We start from the raw sequence: 17,457 nt of genomic DNA on the forward strand, positions 1-17,457 counted from the left end.
AGGCCATCCTAGTAAGCCGCACCGTGGGCGGGTTATCCGTTTTCAGCAGAGTTGAGTGCGACGCAGGGTCTGTGAAGGGCTTTCGCCAAACATGGTTCGGTAATCGCTGGAGAAACGGCTCAAATGCCAGAATCCCCAGCGTGCCGCCACTGCCTGTACACCTTGGGATTGCGTGCTCGTTCGTAGTTCACGACGCACCGCATTGAGGCGTAACGCTCGCAGATAGGCCACCGGATTGATCCCCAGGGTTTCCTGGAAACAGTACTGGAGTTTGCGCCGGCTGGCGCCGATGTGGTTGCACAGGTCGAGGATCGACAACGGCTCGTCGAGGTGACTCAAGGCATATTCGCGTGCCCGATCCACCATCCGTTTGCGCGCCGTGGGGCTGAGGGGTGGTGCTTGATCCGGCGCGATCAGTTCCAGCAAGTGCAGCATCACCGCATCCCGAATGCCACGACGGATCGAGTCATACCCAAACAACACACTCCGTTCCTGCTCACAGCTCGACAGCTCATTGAACAAGGCCGTGAGTTCTCCTTGCACGGAGGAGTCGCCCAAGCGGTAACACCTGGGAAGATCGGTAATTCGGAAGTCGCTACCCTGGCGTTCCAAACCATGCGCCAACGCCTGCTCTTCAATCGCCACGCTGAGCAGATCCAGGTGCTGAGGCGTGTGCAGCTCGGGAAGGTTTTCGCCATGGGCAACCAACAGGCTCGACTCGTGAATCGGATGCCCCGAGCAATAAACCGGACCATGAGCACTCAACGGTATGCTGAAAGTGATTGCACCTTTCCAGGCCGCCCCACTTTTTATCATGGCCTGATTAGAGCGGTCGCGTACCAGTTGCATCCAGCCCGAACGGAACTCCATCAGTTCGCCTTCAAAGGCCCCCGGGGACACCTGATCGTAGCGAACGCGCCAGCCGCCCATATTGCGGGCGTGCTCATCAATGTCGCTCGTCAGGAAACGCTGGAGGGGTAACGGTGCTCGAACCACCGTCGAGGCCGCAGGCATCAACACGTTGTTATTGTTCATTGACCCAACCTTTTTCAGTTGCAGGCTTACGGGTCAGATATCAGGCAAGTTCTATTCCGAACTCGAGTAGCTCGCGCATTTGTGCCGAAAATGGATAGTGCGAATACGCTGCCATAACGGCATCGGCCAGAATAAATGTTAACTTGTTAAGAAAAATAAACCTTCACGGTTTGATATTTTTCAGCTCATCGAGCAAGGCCAGCAGCTGCTGCATTTTCTGCGCACCGAACTGCTCCTCGATTTTCAGGTAGTTGTTTTCCATGCCTTCACTCATGGAGACGAAGCATTGTTGGCCGCGCTCTGTCAGCACGACGAAGACACGCCGTTGATCCTGGTTGGACTTGTATCGACGGACCAGTCCATCGCGCTCCAGACGAGCCAGCACACCCGTCATGCTCGGTTTCAGGATGCAGGCCTGCTGGGCGAGTTGATGGCTTTCGAGTTCACCTTGCTGACGCAGTATCCGAATGACCCGCCACTGCTGCTCGGTCAGTTCATGCTTGTTCAGTGCGGGCCGGAAAAAAGCCATTGCCGCTTCCCGGGCTTGCAGCAGGGTCAGGGTCAGTGAAGGTCTGGGGTTGGCCATGGCGGCACCACGTCAAGGGGCGAGTCGGCAGCTTAGTGTCGCCAGTCAGCCCGTGCAAGCTGCGCCGCCGCCATGAAAAGTACAATCCGTTCCGTGTAAAAGCCATTTTTTCGACCCGGGGTGATGCCCATGATGATCCGTACAAGATCACCAACACCCCAGAGCGAAAGTCTATGCCCGGCTCAACGCAAACCCGATTGGCGCTGGCGGTACTCCCCCGGAGTGAGCTGCGCGTAACGCTGGAAGAAACGACTGAAATAGGCCGGGTCCTTGAACCCGAGCTGATAGCAGATTTCGTTGGCGGAACTGCCCGTGAACAACAGCAACCGCTTGGCCTCCTGCATCAGACGCTCCATGATCAAGCGCTTGGAAGGCAGGTCGGCGATCCGTCGGCAGACATCGTTCAGACGCGCCTGCGTAACCCCGATACCTTGCGCATAACGCGACAACGGCCAGTGCTGCTGGTAATGCGCTTCGATCAGCGCATTGAAACGGTGGAAAATCTTCAGGTCTTCATGCCGGGCAGGCGTTGCTTTCAACGAGTGGGAACACAGTCGCAACAGGTTGATCATGATCAACCGCGTCAAGCTGTCCAGGGCCGCACTGCGCCCGGGCCGCTGGGCCTTCACCTCTTCGCTCAAGGCCTCGAACAGCACATCCAGTCGGCGGATATCGTCCGCGTATTGCGGCTCCAACTGTGCCAGCGCAACACACGCCGCCGGCATTTGCGCACCGGCAGGCGCCAGGCTCGCGTCGCCCTCGATCAGTTGCCACACCAGTTGCTGACGCACCGTCAGTACATGCCCATCACTGTCGGCCTCGGTCACAAAGGAATGCGGCACGGTGGGTGGCGTGAGGAAAAACATCGGCCCGGACTCCACGTACTGCTGGTCATCCAGGTACACCCGCACCGTGCCACTTTTCACGTAATGAATCTGGAAGAACCGGTCATGCCGGTGAACCGGCATATTGCGGCCGAAAAATTCTGCCAGGTTGGCCAGCTTGTCGTAATGGACCTCGGCGTCGCTGTAGCGCTGGTCGTAGACCTGGCCAATGTTGATATTCGGGATGGGTTGACGCTCGGTCATCGCACGCTACTCGTTCTTATTGTGATTGCCGTGTCGCAGCCATGCCCATCCTGCACCGAATCGGGCCGAACAACCACCGCATGGGCAGCCTGCCACGCTTGACGATAGTTAACATCTTAATTATAACTGTTAACACATTAACAAAATTCAGGGCCCCCATGGCTCTGCCAGGAGAAAGCATGAGCCGTGCCTTGCATGACACCGCAAGCGGCACCCTTTTGGGTGTCGCACTGAACTACCACGGACTGCTCAAGCAGCACCTTGCCGAGTTCGAACAGCCGCCCTATCAGCAACCTCCCGTCAAACCGGTGCTGTTCATCAAGACGCCCAACACCCGCAACCCACACGGCGCCCAGGTGGTGCATCCAGGCCCGGGTGAACGCCTGCAACCGGGGCCGGCCTTGGCCGTCGTGATGGCTAAAAGCGCCAGCCGCGTCAGCCAGGCCGAAGCCCTCGAGCATGTGGCCGGCTACACCATCGTCAATGAGTTCAGCCTGCCGGAAGACAGCTACTACCGCCCCGCCGTCAAAGCAAAATGCCGGGATGGTTTCTGTGCCATCGGGCCTGAGCTGATACCCACCGCGCAGATCAGCGACCCGCACAGTCTTGCGATCACGCTGTACGTCAATGGCCAGATCCGTCAGCAAAACACCACGGCCAATCTGGTGCGCAACATCCCTGTGCTGATCGCCGAAATCAGCGAATTCATGACCCTGCACGCAGGCGATGTACTGATCACCGGGACTGCAGAAGGTCGCGTCGATGTGCTGCCGGGTGACACCGTCGAAGTTGAAATCAGCGGCCTGGGCCGTCTCGTCAACCACATCGTGGCAGAGTCAGGGGACCTTGCATGAAACACGCGCGCATACAACTCGAGGGCGACATCCATCACGTCCATGTCGAAGCCAACAACGCCGTACGCCTGAGCGACGGCCGCCTGCTGGCGGAAGATCAGGTGCAATGGCTGCCACCGGCCACCGGCAACATGTTTGCGCTGGGCTTGAACTATGCCGATCACGCCGCAGAACTTGCCTTCAAACCTCCGACCGAACCGCTGGTTTTCATCAAATCCGTCGGCACTTACACCGGCCACCATCAAGTGACCTGGCGCCCGGACAATGTCGCCTACATGCACTACGAGTGCGAACTGGTGGCCGTCATCGGTAAACCGGCGCGCAACGTCAAGCGCACAGACGCCCTGGACTACCTGGCGGGCTACACGGTGTGTAACGACTACGCCATTCGCGATTACCTGGAAAACTACTACCGGCCCAACCTGCGCGTGAAAAACCGCGACGCCACCACCCCGGTCGGCCCATGGATCGTCGATATCGCCGACGTGCCGGACCCGAGCAACCTGAAGCTGCGCACCTGGATCAACGGTGAGCTACGCCAGGAGGGCAGCACCCGGGACATGATTTTCGATATTCCGTTCCTGATCGAATACCTCTCCAGTTTCATGACCCTGCAACCCGGCGACATGATCGCCACGGGCACCCCGCAAGGCCTGGCCGATGTGGTACCGGGCGATGAAGTGATTGTGGAAGTCGAAGGCGTAGGCCGCCTGGTCAACCGAATTGTCAGCGAATCGGCGTTCTTCAGCGCCCGGAAAGAGGCTTGAGCAACATGATCAAACACTGGATCAACGGCCGTGAGGTCGAAAGCAAAGACGTGTTCGTCAACTACAACCCGGCCACCGGCGAAGCCATCGGTGAAGTGGCCAGCGGTGGCGCCGAAGAAGTGGCCCAGGCCGTGGCGGCGGCCAAGGAAGCCTTTCCGAAATGGGCCGGGACTCCGGCCAAGGAACGCGCACGGTTGATGCGCAAGCTGGGCGAGTTGATCGAACAGAACGTTCCGCACCTGGCCGAACTGGAAACCCTCGACACCGGCCTGCCGATTCACCAGACCAAAAACGTCCTGATTCCCCGGGCGTCGCACAACTTCGATTTTTTCGCCGAAGTCTGCACCCGCATGGACGGCCACAGCTACCCGGTCGATGACCAGATGCTCAACTACACCCTGTACCAACCGGTGGGGGTCTGCGCATTGGTATCGCCCTGGAACGTACCGTTCATGACGGCGACCTGGAAGACCGCACCCTGCCTGGCACTGGGCAATACCGCCGTGCTGAAAATGTCCGAGCTGTCACCCTTGACCGCCAATGAACTGGGGCGACTGGCCGTCGAAGCGGGCATTCCCCAGGGTGTGCTGAACGTCATTCAGGGCTACGGTGCAACGGCTGGCGATGCGTTGGTGCGCCACCCGGATGTGCGCGCCATTTCCTTCACCGGCGGCACCGCCACCGGCAAGAAAATCATGCAGACCGCCGGCCTGAAAAAGTATTCCATGGAACTGGGCGGCAAGTCGCCGGTGCTGATCTTCGAAGACGCCGATCTGGAACGCGCCCTCGACGCCGCGCTGTTCACGATTTTCTCGCTCAATGGCGAGCGCTGCACCGCCGGTAGCCGGATCTTTATCCAGGAAAGCGTTTACCCGCAGTTTGTCGCCGAGTTTGCCGCTCGCGCCAAGCGCTTGATCGTCGGCGATCCGCAGGACCCGAAGACCCAGGTCGGCTCGATGATCACCCAGGCCCACTATGACAAGGTCACCGGCTATATCCGGATCGGCCTGGAAGAAGGCGCCACCCTGCTCGCTGGCGGCCTGGAGCGCCCGGCCAATTTGCCGACCCACTTGAGCAAGGGCCAGTTCATCCAGCCGACGGTGTTCGCCGACGTGAACAACCGGATGCGCATCGCCCAGGAAGAAATCTTTGGCCCGGTGGTGTGCCTGATTCCCTTCAAGGATGAAGCCCAAGCCCTGCAGTTGGCCAACGACACCGAATATGGCCTGGCGTCCTATATCTGGACCCAGGACATCGGCAAGGCGCATCGCCTGGCCCATGGCATTGAAGCCGGCATGGTGTTCATCAACAGCCAGAACGTTCGCGACCTGCGCCAGCCGTTCGGTGGTGTGAAAGGTTCCGGCACTGGCCGTGAAGGAGGCCAGTACAGCTTTGAAGTGTTCGCCGAGATCAAGAACGTGTGTATCTCGATGGGCAGTCATCACATTCCGCGTTGGGGACTATAACCCCATTCTCGCTGCGTGAAGCCTGTGATGGGTCTTGTCGCAGGTTTCATTGACCGATGATTGAAACGCATAACAACAATTTCAGGAGCATCATCATGGGCGAAGTCGTCCTGGCTGCGAAAATCTGCCACGTCCCCTCGATGTATCTGTCGGAGCTTCCCGGCAAACACCATGGCTGTCGTGAAGCGGCGATTGCCGGTCACAAGGAAATCGGCCGGCGCGCCCGCGAGCTGGGCGCCGATACCGCCGTGGTGTTTGACGTGCACTGGCTGGTCAACAGCGCCTATCACGTCAACAACGGCGAACACTTCAAAGGCACCTACACCAGCAACGAGCTGCCGCACTTCATCAAGAACATGGAGTACGAGTACCCCGGCTGCCCCGAGCTGGGCGAACTGATCGCCGCTGAAGCCAACGCCGCCGGCGTACGTACCCTGGCCCACAACATCCCGAGCCTGGAGCTGGAATACGGCACTTTGGTGCCGATGCGCTACATGCACATGGGCGTACCAGAAGAACAGAAATTCAATGTGGTCTCGATTGCCGCCTGGTGCGCCTGGCATCGACTGCAGGACAGTTTCACCTTCGGTGCCGCCGTGCGCCGGGCCATCGAGAAGAGCGACCGCAAAGTCCTGGTACTGGCCTCCGGTTCGCTGTCGCACCGATTCTCCGACGACCGCGAGGCCGAAGCCAATATCCACAACTGGACGCGGGAATTCGACAAGCAGGTCGACCTGCATGTGGTGAAACTGTGGCGCCAGGGCCGCTGGAAAGAATTCTGCGCAATGCTCCCGGACTATGCCGAGCATTGCTTTGGCGAAGGCAAGATGCATGACACCGCCATGCTCCTGGGGTTACTCGGCGGCCCGGATTACGACCAGCCTGCCGAGATCATCACCGCGCCCTTCGGCAGCTCGGGCACCGGACAGATCAACGCCATTTTCCCTGTTTGACCGTATGGCCGCACGGCATCCCCGCGCGGCCTGAAGGAGCCGTTCATGCCCCACTTCATCGCAGAGTACACCGACAACATTGAACAACAGGCGGACTTGCCCGGCCTGTTTGAAAAGGTTCACGACACCCTGGGCGCAAGCGGCGTGTTTCCGCTGGGGGGCATCCGCAGCCGCGGCGTGCGCCTGGACACCTGGCGCATGGCCGACGGCAAGCATGACTATGCCTTCGTACACATGACGCTGAAGGTTGGCCATGGCCGCGACCTGGCGACACGGCAGCAGGTCGCGCAAAAGCTCTTCGAGGTGATTACCCGGCACTTCGCCGATCTTCAAGCCCAACGCCTGCTGGCCTTGTCGTTTGAAATGATCGAGCTGCACGAACAGCTCAACTTCAAGCAGAACAATGTGCACGCCTTCCTCAAGACACAGGCAGGTTAAGGCGCCCTGCCTATCCGTTCCATCGGCCTCTCAAACAAAAAGTATAAAGCCATGAACACAGCCAATACCGCCAGCCCTCTGGATACCGTCGCACGCAACCGGACCCACAACACCATCACCTGGCGGCTGATGCCGCTGTTGTTGCTCTGCTACCTCTTTGCCCACCTCGACCGGATCAACATCGGTTTCGCCAAGATGCAAATGAGCGCAGACCTGAACTTCAGCGACACGGTCTACGGTTTCGGTGCCGGCCTGTTCTTTATCGCCTATGCATTGTTTGGCGTGCCGAGCAACATGGCCCTGGACCGTGTCGGACCGCGGCGCTGGATTGCCACACTGATGGTGGTATGGGGGGCGCTGTCGGCCAGCATGTTCCTGATCGACAGCGCCATGGGTTTCTATGTGCTGCGCTTTTTGCTTGGGGTGGCCGAGGCCGGTTTCTTTCCGGGCATCCTGGTGTTTCTGAACCGCTGGTACGCGGCCGGTCGACGAGCGCAGATCACGGCCCTGTTCGCGATCGCGGTGCCCATGGCAGGTGTGATCGGCGGGCCGCTCTCCGGCGGTATCCTTGAATACTTTCATGAGGCAGGCGGCCTGCGCGGCTGGCAGTGGATGTTTGTCATCGAGGGCGCGCCAGTCATTCTGCTCGGGCTGGTGGTGCTCAAATGCCTGCCGGACAGCTTCGAGACGGTCCCATGGCTGAGCCCTGCGCAGAAATACCATCTGCGCGAGCAACTGAATCAGGAAGAACAGCGCAAATCGATCACCTCGTTCTGCGCCATTCTCAGGAATACGCAGGTGTGGTTGCTGGTCGCGGTGTATTTCGCAGTGATGCTGGCAGTCAATACCCTGGCGTTCTGGATGCCGACGCTGATCCACGGCGCCGGAGTCGGCAGCGACGCAAGGGTCGGGCTGCTGAGTGCCGCGCCTTACCTGGCGGGCTGCTTTTTCATGATCGGCTGCGGGCGCTCGTCCGACCGCTACCGAGAACGCCGCTGGCACCTGTGCATCCCCTTGCTGATGTCGGCGGTCGGCATTGCCCTCGCCGGGCTCGCCCCCAGCAACCCGACCCTCGTACTCGGTGGTCTGATCGTCGCCGGCATGGGCGCCAGCGCAGCGCTGCCGATGTTCTGGCAATTACCTCCCGCGTTCCTGTCCAACAGTACCCAGGCGGCCGGCATCGCGCTGATCAGTTCCTTCGGCAGCATCGCGTCATTTTTCGCCCCCTACCTGATCGGCTGGGTGCGCGACACCACCCAAAGCGCCAGCCTGGCTCTTTATGCGCTGGCCCTGCTCATTGCACTCGGTGGTCTGCTGGTGCTGCGCACCCAGGCAGCCATCGTCAACCCTCAGTAAGAGAACCTCGCCATGCTTGATCAACAGCTCATCCAGCAAGCCGCCGCCCGCCTCGACCAGGCCGAGCGCTCCCGCGAGCAGGTGCGTCAGTTTTCCCTGGACCACCCGCACATCACCCTTGACGACGCCTATGCCATCCAGCGTGCGTGGGTCACACAGAAAATCAAGGACGGGCGCAAGCTGGTCGGGCATAAAATCGGCCTGACCTCACGGGCCATGCAAGTGTCTTCAAACATCACCGAGCCAGATTACGGCGCGCTCCTGGATGACATGTTTTTCGAGGAAGGCACCGACATCCCCTTCGAACGCTTCATCGTGCCGCGGGTCGAGGTCGAGCTGGCCTTCATTCTGGGCAAGCCGCTCAAAGGCCCGAACGTGACAGTGTTTGATGTGTTGGATGCAACCGAATGGGTGATACCGGCACTGGAGATCATCGACGCGCGCATCCAGCAGGTCGATCCGCACACCAAGACCACCCGCAAGGTGTTCGACACCATCTCCGACAATGCCGCCAATGCCGGCGTGGTCATGGGCGGACGGGCCGTGCGGCCCACCGAAATCGACCTGCGCAAGGTGCCCGCCGTGCTCTACCGTAATGGCGTGATCGAGGAGTCCGGCGTCTCCGCCGCCGTGCTCAACCACCCGGCCAAGGGCGTGGCCTGGCTCGCCAACAAATTGGCCGCCTATGACGTCACCCTGCAACCGGGGCAAGTCATCCTGGGTGGCTCCTTTACCCGTCCCGTCGCAGCCAACCCCGGCGATACCTTCCATGTCGACTACGACATGCTGGGTTCCATCGCCTGTCGATTCGTTTAAGGGGGATCACCTGATGGACATGCCTATCAACACCTTCAAACTTCGCCTGCGCAGCGGCGGTGAGGCGCAGATCGGCCTGTGGCTTGGACTCGCTGATGCCTACTGTGCCGAACTGGCCGCCAACGCCGGATTCGACTGGTTGCTGATCGACGGCGAACATGCGCCCAACGACCTGCGCAGCACGCTGGGCCAACTCCAGGCCATAGCGCCCTACCCCAGCCATCCCGTGATTCGCCCGGTCATCGGCGACACGGCGCTGATCAAGCAACTGCTCGATATCGGCGCACAGACGTTGCTGGTACCCATGGTGGAAAGTGCCGCACAGGCGCAGGAACTGGTGAAGGCTATTCATTACCCACCCAAGGGGGTTCGCGGCGTCGGCAGTGCTCTGGCCAGAGCATCGCGCTGGAACAGCATCCCCAGCTACCTCGACCAGGCCGATGAGCAGATGTGCCTGCTGGTGCAGATCGAGAGCCGCGAAGGCCTGGCCAATCTGGATGCGATTGTGGCGGTTGAGGGTGTCGACGGAGTCTTTATCGGGCCAGCAGACCTGAGCGCCTCGATGGGCTATCGGGGCAATCCGGGGCACCCCGAGGTGCAGGTGGCGATCGAAGACGCCATTGCCCGCATCCGCAAGGCCGGCAAAGCCGCCGGTATTCTCAGCGCCGACCAGGCCCTGGCCCGACGCTATATCGCCTTGGGTGCGGCGTTCGTGGCCGTGGGCGTAGATACCACGGTGTTGATGCGAGGCCTGCAAACCCTTGCAGCCAGTTTCAAGAACACCGCGCAACCAACTCCTTCGGCGGGCGGCGTCTACTGACCGAGCCCCGTCCCCGACATGGCAACGGGGACGGGCTTCAGCGCTTGAGCGTTTTCAGCTCATTGAGCAACGTCAGCAAGGTCTGCAACTTCTCCTCGCCAAAGCCCGCCTGCAAACGCTGATAGTTGGCTTCCATACTCTGGCTCATCGAACTGAAGCAGGCCAGCCCCTTTTCGGCCAGCCGCACCAGCACGCGCCGCTGGTCCTGTTGCGCCTTGCGCCGTTCAACCATACCCGCCGCCTCCATGCGCAACAGCACACCGGTCATGCTCGGCTTGAGAATGCACGCCAACTCGGCCAGACGATTGATCTCAAGCTCATCGTGCTGGCTCAGGATACGAATGACCCGCCATTGCTGCTCGGTCAGACCGTGTTGATTGAGCGAAGGACGAAAAAACCCCATGGCGGCTTCACGCGCATGGAGCAAGGCAAGGGTCAGCGATTGACGCGGTTTGGACATGAGAGGCAGCATCGTAATCAGTTAACAGATTAACAATATTCTATCATTGGCCGATGCACGCCGTGTGAGGCTTTACCGGCAGGCCCGGACTCAGCCTTGCTGTTGGCACCCCCGATCAAGACCGACGGCACACAGAGTCAAGACACCTACCGCTCGGAAGGCACTTAATATCAGCCAACAGGCACAGGGCTTCTTGTTGGCTCTGCAGTGAGTTCCCCTTCACTTTTCCAGGCTGCGCCATGATCAATATCGAAACGCCTACCTACTATTCGGCAACCAAGAAATACAACCTCAGCTTCCCGACCCTCGAGCAGGACGTGGAAGCCGATGTTGTGGTGATCGGTGGCGGTTTCTCCGGCATCAACACCGCACTGGAACTGGCGGAAAAAGGCATCACCAACGTCGTGGTGCTCGAGGCCCGCTACCTGGGCTTCGGCGGTACCGGCCGCAACGGCGGCCAGATCATGGCGGGGATCGGCCACGACCTGGAGAAGATCAAGCAGCACGTGGGCGAACAAGGGCTGCGCGAAATCTTTGAAATCAGCGAGCTGGGCGCCGGCATCATCAAGGACCGTATCGCCAAATACTCGATCGACGCAGACTTCTGCCACGGCTACGGCTACATGGGCTTCAATGCCCGCCAGGAAAAAACCCTGCGCACCTGGGAGAAGGACTTCCAGTCGATCAATACCAAAGACGAAATCCGCTTCATGGCGGGTACCGAACTCAAGCAGATCATCGGCTCCAACGCCTATACCAGTGCGCTGCTGCACATGGGCGGTGGCCACGTGCACTCACTGAACCTGCTGCTGGGCGAAGCCAAGGCACTGGTGGGGCATGGTGCGCGCATCTACGAACACAGCCCGGCACTGGAAGTCAGCTACGGCGAGCGCATTACCGTACGCACGGGTCGAGGTTCGGTCAAAGCCGCCAAGTTGCTGTGGGCCTGCGACAGTTTCCTCAACAAGCTGGAGCCCGAGCTGCACAAGACCACCTTGAACACCTATGCCTTCCAGTTGATGACCGAACCACTGTCGGAAGAAATAATTCATCGCATCAGCCCGATACGCGGCGCCTACAGCGACATCCGACCGGTGATCGACTACTACCGTGTCACCAACGAAAACCGCCTGTTGTTTGGGGCCGCCACCCCGTTTCTCGAGCACATTCCACGGGATCTCAAAGCCTGGAACCGCCACCTGATGCTGAAGATTTTCCCGTACCTCAAGGACGTGAAAATCGACCTGGCGTGGGGCGGCCCGATGGCGACCGGGGCCAACCTGTTTCCGCAGATCGGCACGCTCAGTGGCCGCCCCAACGCGTTCTACGTGCAGGGCTACGCCGGCTTCGGGGTCACGCCCAGCCATATCATCTGCAAGGTGCTGGCCGAAGGCATCAGCGGCGGCTCTTCGCGCTACGACCTGATCAGTTCGGTCAAGCATGCGCAGATCCTGGGCAAGGACCATATCCGTCCGCTACTGCTGACAGCCGGCAAAAGCCTTCATCAACTTTCGGGTTATTTCAACGGTCGTCGTTGACCGTCACGGTTTCACTCACAGGAGAACTGCCATGTCCGTTACCGCTCTCAAGAAAGACATCCAACTGTCGGAACTCGATGCCTGGGGCACTGCTGCCGACCTGGGCTCCGAGATCCTAGAAGGTGAGGTCAAGGTCTTTGGCAAAATGACCTTTGGCGCACCGACCGACCCCGTCAGCAGCGGCTATTTCGGCACCACCCAGGGCAAGTTCCGGATGATCTACCCGTTCGCCGAACAAGCCACGGTGGTAACGGGCGAAGTGATCTTGACCGACGAAAGTACCGGCCAGAGCACTCGTTACCAGGCCGGCGACAGCTGGTTCGTGACCAAGGACACCCCCGTGCTGTGGGAGGTTGTAAGCGAGAGTTTTGTGAAGCATTATTTCGCAGTTGTCTGATCGTCCCTCTGCCGGCTTCGGCCGGCAGCGTTTTCTCCGGCGCAGGTAATTGACCATGCACGCCATCCCCGCTCATGAAATCGCCGGCCATTGCCTGCAGGCTTTCACTCAACTCGTACCGGCCAGCCAGGCGGCGTTCTATTGCGTCGATCGACAACTGCAAGCCCGCGACTTCCGGCTGTATGGCATGAGCGGCGAGATGCACCGCGACTACCTGGACAACTACCGTCAGTTCGATCCTTTGCAACCGCGCAATTGCCTATCCAGTGGGCTGGCGGTGGTACCGCTGAATTTCGCCATGGCCAGGCAGCCGCCCCGTGACAGCCGCCGCTATCGCGACTTCCTGCAGCGCTACGGTGTGGTCGATGTGGTAGAGGTCGTCGCCCTTGGCGCCGACCAGCCACAGGCGGCCATTTCCTTGCTGCGCACCGCAGAACAAGGGGCCTTCACCGGTGACCAGTTAGCCCAGCTCACGGCCTTGCAGGCGTTGCTGCAAATGGCGGTGGCCAATATGCAGCCCTGTGACGATGCACTGGCCGGGCTCACTCCCAGAGAGCGCGAGATCGCCTGGTTGTTGCGCCAGGGCGCGAGCAACAAGCAATTGGCCCTGGACCTGGACGTCGGCCTGCCCACCATCAAAACCCACCTCATCCACCTGTTCCGCAAGATCGGCGTCACCAACCGTACCGAGCTGGTCGCAGCACTGTTTCTGTAAGCGGGCTCAACCATTCGGTTGATAGGCGCCCCCCTGTCCCCACGGCATGATCCCGGTTGTGAATTTCATCAACCGGAGCCACACCATGAGCACACCCTCGGACTGGATCACAGTAGGCGCCCTCGCCGACGGTTTCGCCCCCGACGCATTTATCCTGCCCAATCTGGCCGACCTCAGCGGCAAGAGCTTCACGCTGCACTTCGCCAACGGCTGGCAGATCGAACACCGTTTCGACGCCGAGGTCCTGCACTGGAACGCCGCCGACGGTCACTCCAGCGGTTCGGCCACCTACCGCGCCACGTCGGTGCGATCGGGCCTGTATCTGGTCGACTTCATCAAGCACGAAGCAGGTCAGGCCTGGTCGATCAGCCTGGTGCTGGACACTGCCACGTCATCGTTCACCGCCGTGATCGGCCGTATGCCGAGCCGCGAGCAAACCGAAGAAGGCCTGTACAGTCGCGCCCTTGCTGGCAAGGCCCTGACCTCGGTCGAAGTGGACTTCCTGCACGGCAGCCTGGATCAACCCTGGCAGGCCGGCCAGTGCCCCCATGCGCCCACCCGGGAACTGACCGGCTTGCGCAACCTGTATCGCTACAGCCCCAGCGAAGTGTACGAACATCTCTATCTGAACGAACAGTTCTATGCCTGGCAGTGCCTCAAAGGCGTCGAGCAGGGCCTGTGTGACACCGATCGCTGCCACTACTACAAGATTGCCGATCAACTGTATCTGTTCGTCTGGCGCGAGAAGATCATCCCGACCCTCGGCCTGGTCCTGATCGATCTGCAAAAGCACCGCAGCGACGGCAAGATCTTCGGCTATGCAGGTTCGTCCTTCGATGAGCTGTCCAACTTCCCGATCAGTTCCTACTGCCAGGTGCTCAACCATACGGAGTATCCCGATGCCTGATCCGCGTACCCTCGTCATCACCGGCGCCGGCACGGGGATCGGAGCAGCTTGCGCCCGGCTGTACGCCGCCGAAGGAGCCAACCTGGTATTGATCGGTCGCCGTCGCGAACCTCTGGAGCAGGTCGCCCAGCAAACCGGGGGGCTGATCCTGGTCGGCGATGCGGCCTGCCCGGAAACCTGGGAGGACTTTATCGCGCAGATCCGCGCACGCTACGGGCGCCTCGATGTACTGCTGGCCTGCGCCGGGGGGCATGGCCTGGGCAGCGCCACCCAGACCAGCCCACCAACCTGGGAGGCCGCATTGCGCAGCAACCTGGACAGCGCGTTCTATAGTGCCCGGGCCTGCCTGCCGCTGCTGATCGAAAGTGCCGGCAACATCGTGCTCCTCGGCTCCATCGCCTCGCTGGCCGCCGGGCCCGAGGTGTGCGGTTACACCACCGCCAAACACGCGCTGCTCGGGCTCAATCGCTCCCTGGCCCGGGACTACGGACCACGCGGCGTGCGCGTCAACGCGGTCTGTCCGGGGTGGGTGACCACTCCGATGGCCGACCAGGAAATGCAGCCCTTGATGAAGGCTCATGGCGAAACGCTGCAGCAAGCCTACGCACGCGTATGTGCCGATGTCCCGCTACGCCGCCCCGCCAGCGCCGAAGAAATCGCCAGGGTATGTCACTTCCTGGCGGGGCCCGGCGCCTCGATCATCACCGGTGCAAGCATCGTCGCCGATGGCGGTTCGAGCATCGTCGATGTGCCCACACTGGCCTATGCCCATCTGGAGAACACACATGCCTGATGCCCTGGATTTCAGCGGTAAAACCGTACTGGTCACCGGCGGTGCGCAAGGCATCGGCCAAGCCATCGTCGAAGCGTTCGCCAAGCGTGGCGCACGCGTGATGATCGCCGACCTTCGTCTGGCGCAAGCTCAGGTTCTGGCCGAGGACCTGAGGGCGCGAGCGTGCCAGGTCGAGGCCGTCGCCGTTGATCTGGTCGATGCGGCAGCGATATCCGAACAGGTGGGGGAATTGGAACGACGCTGGGGGCGCCTGGATATCCTGGTGCACAACGCCGGCTATTTTCCATTGACGCCATTCGCGCAGATCACCCCTGCCACGCTTGAGCGCACCCTCGCGGTCAATCTCTCGGCCCTGTTCTGGTTGACCCAGGCAGCCTTGCCGATGTTTCAGCGCCAGGGCGGTGGCTGCGTGCTGGTCACTTCCTCCGTCACCGGGCCACGGGTCGCCTATCCCGGCCTCAGTCACTATGCGGCCTCGAAAGCCGGGGTGAACGGTTTCATCCGCAGTGCCGCACTGGAATTGGCCCCCTATCAGGTACGCGTCAACGGGGTCGAACCCGGCATGATCGCAACGCCGGCCATGGACAACCTTGGCGACAGCCAGGTCAGCGCTGACATCCGTTGCCGAGTGCCACTGGGTCGGCTCGGCGCGCCGCAGGATATTGCCGGCGCCATGCTGTTTCTGGCGTCCGATCTGGCCGCTTACATCACCGGGCAGACCCTGGTGGTGGATGGCGGATCCACGCTGCCCGAACTGAAATAGCAAACCGCGTCCAATCGCCTGAACGACACTCACGCACGGCTTGCACCTTCAAGCATCGACAGGGAATCCCTGAAGATCCACGACAAGGCCGCAAGCCGTTTGGCATAGCCTTGGGGCGTCGCATAAATCAGTTCCACATGCAGGCTGTCGACGATCCCCAGATACGCATCGCAGAATACCTCGAGCGCGCCGGGTTGCAGCTTTGCCGAGGTATACCGGGTGTGTGCAGCACGCTGGAAGCCATCGCGGATCCGCGCCAGGTAAGCCTCGAACCCCGCCGCGATGACGGCACGGATATCCGCTGGCGGGAAATAGGCCGTGCGCAACAGGAAACGCAGATGCGCCGACACTTCATAGCGCCCGATCAGGCGCTCCAGGTGCAACTGTCCGGGTACGCCCGGGTGTTCGGCCTCCTCCGTGAAGCACTGCACAATGTACTGATGCTCATGGTTCAGGGCGATCTCGAACACCTTCCTGAACAGCGCGTCCTTGCTGACAAAATGCGCATACAGCGACGCCTTGCGCATGCCTGCCCTGCCCGCGATTTCGTTGAGCGATGAGGCGTCGTAACCATGATCGGCGAAATGCTCGACCGCGACTGCGCAAATGTTACTGGCCGAGAGAGTAAGTGGTTTCATGGTTCGATCAATAACCTAGGCCGCTCCGACCGCCTGCTGCAAATGCGTGGAACGAAAATCCTTGGGCGACAGGTCGAATTGCTTCTTGAACGATCGGCTGAAGTGAGCAGAATCGGTAAAACCCCACTTGTAGGCGATCGACGTGATCGACTCGCTCTTGAGGAACGGGTTGGTCAGGTCATCGGCGCTGCGCTTGAGCCGCGCACGCTGGATGTAGCGACAGACGCTGTCATCCTGCTCTTCGAACAGACGGTACAAGTGACGCACCGAAATGTTCAGGCGACTGGCCAGGCCCACGGGGCTCAAACCAGGCTGGGTCAGCGACTCGTCGATAACTTTCTGTACATAGCTGCGCAGGTTACTGCCCTGCAGGGAGGCAATGTTCTCATCCGCAGTATCGTTCACTTCAAAGGCTGAACCCAGCAGGGAGACAACGGCCGCCTGCAGCGCCTCGGCCTCGTCCAGCGAATCCTGCGCCCCCAGTCCCTCGCGGCAGAGCTGGTCCATCAACACATGGAGCATCCGCCCGCAGGCCTTGCGGGAAGATATCTTGCCGAAGGTTTTCGAGGCGCCTCCCAACTGCTTGCAGACTTCGTTGCGTGAGAGGGACAGGGACGCATGTTCAATAAGGCCAAAAGGGCTGATTTCGATCGAGCCGGTGGAGTCCATCAGCAACATATCGCCGGGGGCCAACTGAATGACCTGGCCGTTCTGGGTAATCTGGCAATAACCGCTACGTTGGCTGACGAGGAAGCAATGCTGGTCCATGTCGTGATCGGCATTGGGTCGCTCGCGCTTGATCAGACCGGCATTGGTGCGCAGGTTGGCCAGTGACAGACCACCGCGCGAGAGCTTGGAAACCTCACCGATGAACAGTGAAGGGTTAAAGGCCAGTTCAGTGTCGAAATGGCCACAGGCCGCTCGTAAATCCCGAGTCCAGGTTTCCAATCCGGAGTGCGCTGGCTGATAGGTACTCATGGTAGCTCCACCGTGGCTTCTTGTTTTTGTTGCGCAATAGTTAACATGTTATCTATATGCACGCAACCCGTACATGATGCCCACGGTAG

General features: G+C 60.5%; 20 protein-coding genes. 14 read left to right on the plus strand and 6 right to left on the minus strand.

Translation table 11 applies throughout. The features are described from left to right. Positions 1–42: 42 nt before the first annotated feature. From BLU37_RS25080 to hpaA, 3 genes are all read right to left on the minus strand, one after another. The gene (locus BLU37_RS25080; RefSeq protein ID WP_019361693.1) at positions 43–1,035 is read right to left on the minus strand and encodes a helix-turn-helix domain-containing protein; all 993 of its coding nucleotides are present in this window, start codon (positions 1,033–1,035) and stop codon (positions 43–45) included. A gap of 163 nt (positions 1,036–1,198) precedes the next feature. Next, the gene (gene hpaR / locus BLU37_RS25085) at positions 1,199–1,621 is read right to left on the minus strand and encodes a homoprotocatechuate degradation operon regulator HpaR (protein ID WP_010446582.1); all 423 of its coding nucleotides are present in this window, start codon (positions 1,619–1,621) and stop codon (positions 1,199–1,201) included. Positions 1,622–1,803: 182 nt separating this feature from the next. Then, a complete protein-coding gene (gene hpaA / locus BLU37_RS25090) occupies positions 1,804–2,709 on the minus strand; it encodes a 4-hydroxyphenylacetate catabolism regulatory protein HpaA (RefSeq protein WP_090209972.1) in 906 nt (301 codons plus the stop codon). A gap of 179 nt (positions 2,710–2,888) precedes the next feature. On the opposite strand from hpaA, the gene BLU37_RS25095 reads away from it, so the two are divergent. The 8 genes from BLU37_RS25095 to hpaI all read left to right on the plus strand — a co-directional run bounded on the left by BLU37_RS25095 (position 2,889) and on the right by hpaI (position 10,179). Further along, positions 2,889–3,563 (plus strand): fumarylacetoacetate hydrolase family protein, encoded by a 675-nt coding sequence (locus BLU37_RS25095; protein ID WP_090209974.1) that lies wholly within the window; start codon positions 2,889–2,891, stop codon positions 3,561–3,563. Beyond that, positions 3,560–4,330, plus strand: coding sequence for a fumarylacetoacetate hydrolase family protein (locus BLU37_RS25100; RefSeq protein ID WP_019361688.1), 771 nt, complete (start codon positions 3,560–3,562; stop codon positions 4,328–4,330). Before BLU37_RS25095 ends, BLU37_RS25100 begins: the two co-directional genes overlap by 4 nt. 5 nt (positions 4,331–4,335) lie before the next feature. After that, positions 4,336–5,796 carry a 5-carboxymethyl-2-hydroxymuconate semialdehyde dehydrogenase gene (gene hpaE, locus BLU37_RS25105; protein ID WP_010446586.1) on the plus strand — a complete coding sequence of 487 codons (1,461 nt, stop codon included), beginning with the start codon at positions 4,336–4,338 and terminating at the stop codon, positions 5,794–5,796. A 95-nt stretch (positions 5,797–5,891) separates the two neighbouring features. Continuing rightward, entirely contained in the window at positions 5,892–6,749 is an 858-nt protein-coding gene (gene hpaD / locus BLU37_RS25110) for a 3,4-dihydroxyphenylacetate 2,3-dioxygenase (RefSeq protein ID WP_090209976.1), read from the plus strand. A 45-nt stretch (positions 6,750–6,794) separates the two neighbouring features. Continuing rightward, positions 6,795–7,187, plus strand: a complete 393-nt coding sequence (locus BLU37_RS25115; protein ID WP_010446588.1) for a tautomerase family protein — start codon at positions 6,795–6,797, stop codon at positions 7,185–7,187. Positions 7,188–7,238: 51 nt separating this feature from the next. Continuing rightward, on the plus strand, positions 7,239–8,543 hold the full coding sequence (locus BLU37_RS25120; protein ID WP_090209978.1) for an MFS transporter: 1,305 nt from the start codon (positions 7,239–7,241) through the stop codon (positions 8,541–8,543). Between the two features lie 12 nt (positions 8,544–8,555). Continuing rightward, positions 8,556–9,359, plus strand: a complete 804-nt coding sequence (gene hpaH, locus BLU37_RS25125) for a 2-oxo-hept-4-ene-1,7-dioate hydratase (RefSeq protein ID WP_019361686.1) — start codon at positions 8,556–8,558, stop codon at positions 9,357–9,359. A 13-nt stretch (positions 9,360–9,372) separates the two neighbouring features. Next, a complete protein-coding gene (gene hpaI, locus BLU37_RS25130) occupies positions 9,373–10,179 on the plus strand; it encodes a 4-hydroxy-2-oxoheptanedioate aldolase (RefSeq protein ID WP_090209980.1) in 807 nt (268 codons plus the stop codon). A 37-nt stretch (positions 10,180–10,216) separates the two neighbouring features. Here hpaI and hpaR (BLU37_RS25135) read toward each other — a convergent pair whose 3' ends face one another. Further along, positions 10,217–10,639 (minus strand): homoprotocatechuate degradation operon regulator HpaR, encoded by a 423-nt coding sequence (hpaR, locus tag BLU37_RS25135; RefSeq protein ID WP_010446592.1) that lies wholly within the window; start codon positions 10,637–10,639, stop codon positions 10,217–10,219. A gap of 239 nt (positions 10,640–10,878) precedes the next feature. Here hpaR (BLU37_RS25135) and BLU37_RS25140 point away from each other — a divergent pair, with 239 nt between their 5' ends. The 6 genes from BLU37_RS25140 to BLU37_RS25165 all read left to right on the plus strand — a co-directional run bounded on the left by BLU37_RS25140 (position 10,879) and on the right by BLU37_RS25165 (position 15,752). After that, on the plus strand, positions 10,879–12,177 hold the full coding sequence (locus tag BLU37_RS25140) for an NAD(P)/FAD-dependent oxidoreductase (protein ID WP_090209982.1): 1,299 nt from the start codon (positions 10,879–10,881) through the stop codon (positions 12,175–12,177). Positions 12,178–12,208: 31 nt separating this feature from the next. Continuing rightward, positions 12,209–12,574, plus strand: coding sequence for a cupin domain-containing protein (locus BLU37_RS25145; RefSeq protein ID WP_090209984.1), 366 nt, complete (start codon positions 12,209–12,211; stop codon positions 12,572–12,574). 55 nt (positions 12,575–12,629) lie between these two features. Next, positions 12,630–13,289: a helix-turn-helix transcriptional regulator gene (locus BLU37_RS25150; protein WP_090209986.1), complete on the plus strand. Its 660-nt coding sequence runs from the start codon at positions 12,630–12,632 to the stop codon at positions 13,287–13,289. 85 nt (positions 13,290–13,374) lie between these two features. Further along, on the plus strand, positions 13,375–14,196 hold the full coding sequence (locus BLU37_RS25155) for a molybdenum cofactor biosynthesis F family protein (RefSeq protein ID WP_090209987.1): 822 nt from the start codon (positions 13,375–13,377) through the stop codon (positions 14,194–14,196). After that, positions 14,189–14,989: an SDR family NAD(P)-dependent oxidoreductase gene (locus tag BLU37_RS25160; protein WP_090209988.1), complete on the plus strand. Its 801-nt coding sequence runs from the start codon at positions 14,189–14,191 to the stop codon at positions 14,987–14,989. The genes BLU37_RS25155 and BLU37_RS25160 overlap by 8 nt, the downstream gene beginning before the upstream one ends. Next, positions 14,982–15,752, plus strand: coding sequence for an SDR family oxidoreductase (locus tag BLU37_RS25165; RefSeq protein ID WP_090209990.1), 771 nt, complete (start codon positions 14,982–14,984; stop codon positions 15,750–15,752). Before BLU37_RS25160 ends, BLU37_RS25165 begins: the two co-directional genes overlap by 8 nt. A 29-nt stretch (positions 15,753–15,781) precedes the next feature. Here the strand turns inward: BLU37_RS25165 and BLU37_RS25170 are convergent, their stop codons facing one another. Both BLU37_RS25170 and feaR read right to left on the minus strand, forming a co-directional pair. Next, positions 15,782–16,390, minus strand: coding sequence for a TetR/AcrR family transcriptional regulator (locus BLU37_RS25170; protein WP_090209992.1), 609 nt, complete (start codon positions 16,388–16,390; stop codon positions 15,782–15,784). Between the two features lie 15 nt (positions 16,391–16,405). After that, complete coding sequence (feaR, locus tag BLU37_RS25175) at positions 16,406–17,368, minus strand: transcriptional regulator FeaR (protein ID WP_090209994.1); 963 nt, start codon at positions 17,366–17,368, stop codon at positions 16,406–16,408. Positions 17,369–17,457 lie beyond the last annotated feature (89 nt).

This window comes from Pseudomonas asplenii (assembly GCF_900105475.1).
Taxonomy (GTDB): domain Bacteria; phylum Pseudomonadota; class Gammaproteobacteria; order Pseudomonadales; family Pseudomonadaceae; genus Aquipseudomonas; species Aquipseudomonas asplenii.

Bases quoted from the DNA above. Each gene is read 5' to 3' on its own strand.
- feaR (WP_090209994.1), bottom strand. From the start codon at position 17,368: ATGAGTACCTATCAGCCAGCGCACTCCGGATTGGAAACCTGGACTCGG.
- BLU37_RS25140 (WP_090209982.1), top strand. From the start codon at position 10,879: ATGATCAATATCGAAACGCCTACCTACTATTCGGCAACCAAGAAATAC.
- BLU37_RS25155 (WP_090209987.1), top strand. From the start codon at position 13,375: ATGAGCACACCCTCGGACTGGATCACAGTAGGCGCCCTCGCCGACGGT.
- BLU37_RS25150 (WP_090209986.1), top strand. From the start codon at position 12,630: ATGCACGCCATCCCCGCTCATGAAATCGCCGGCCATTGCCTGCAGGCT.
- BLU37_RS25165 (WP_090209990.1), top strand. From the start codon at position 14,982: ATGCCTGATGCCCTGGATTTCAGCGGTAAAACCGTACTGGTCACCGGC.
- hpaD (WP_090209976.1), top strand. From the start codon at position 5,892: ATGGGCGAAGTCGTCCTGGCTGCGAAAATCTGCCACGTCCCCTCGATG.
- hpaI (WP_090209980.1), top strand. From the start codon at position 9,373: ATGGACATGCCTATCAACACCTTCAAACTTCGCCTGCGCAGCGGCGGT.
- BLU37_RS25170 (WP_090209992.1), bottom strand. From the start codon at position 16,390: ATGAAACCACTTACTCTCTCGGCCAGTAACATTTGCGCAGTCGCGGTC.
- hpaR (WP_010446582.1), bottom strand. From the start codon at position 1,621: ATGGCCAACCCCAGACCTTCACTGACCCTGACCCTGCTGCAAGCCCGG.
- BLU37_RS25095 (WP_090209974.1), top strand. From the start codon at position 2,889: ATGAGCCGTGCCTTGCATGACACCGCAAGCGGCACCCTTTTGGGTGTC.
- hpaR (WP_010446592.1), bottom strand. From the start codon at position 10,639: ATGTCCAAACCGCGTCAATCGCTGACCCTTGCCTTGCTCCATGCGCGT.
- BLU37_RS25080 (WP_019361693.1), bottom strand. From the start codon at position 1,035: ATGAACAATAACAACGTGTTGATGCCTGCGGCCTCGACGGTGGTTCGA.
- hpaE (WP_010446586.1), top strand. From the start codon at position 4,336: ATGATCAAACACTGGATCAACGGCCGTGAGGTCGAAAGCAAAGACGTG.
- BLU37_RS25115 (WP_010446588.1), top strand. From the start codon at position 6,795: ATGCCCCACTTCATCGCAGAGTACACCGACAACATTGAACAACAGGCG.
- BLU37_RS25160 (WP_090209988.1), top strand. From the start codon at position 14,189: ATGCCTGATCCGCGTACCCTCGTCATCACCGGCGCCGGCACGGGGATC.
- BLU37_RS25145 (WP_090209984.1), top strand. From the start codon at position 12,209: ATGTCCGTTACCGCTCTCAAGAAAGACATCCAACTGTCGGAACTCGAT.
- hpaH (WP_019361686.1), top strand. From the start codon at position 8,556: ATGCTTGATCAACAGCTCATCCAGCAAGCCGCCGCCCGCCTCGACCAG.
- BLU37_RS25100 (WP_019361688.1), top strand. From the start codon at position 3,560: ATGAAACACGCGCGCATACAACTCGAGGGCGACATCCATCACGTCCAT.
- hpaA (WP_090209972.1), bottom strand. From the start codon at position 2,709: ATGACCGAGCGTCAACCCATCCCGAATATCAACATTGGCCAGGTCTAC.
- BLU37_RS25120 (WP_090209978.1), top strand. From the start codon at position 7,239: ATGAACACAGCCAATACCGCCAGCCCTCTGGATACCGTCGCACGCAAC.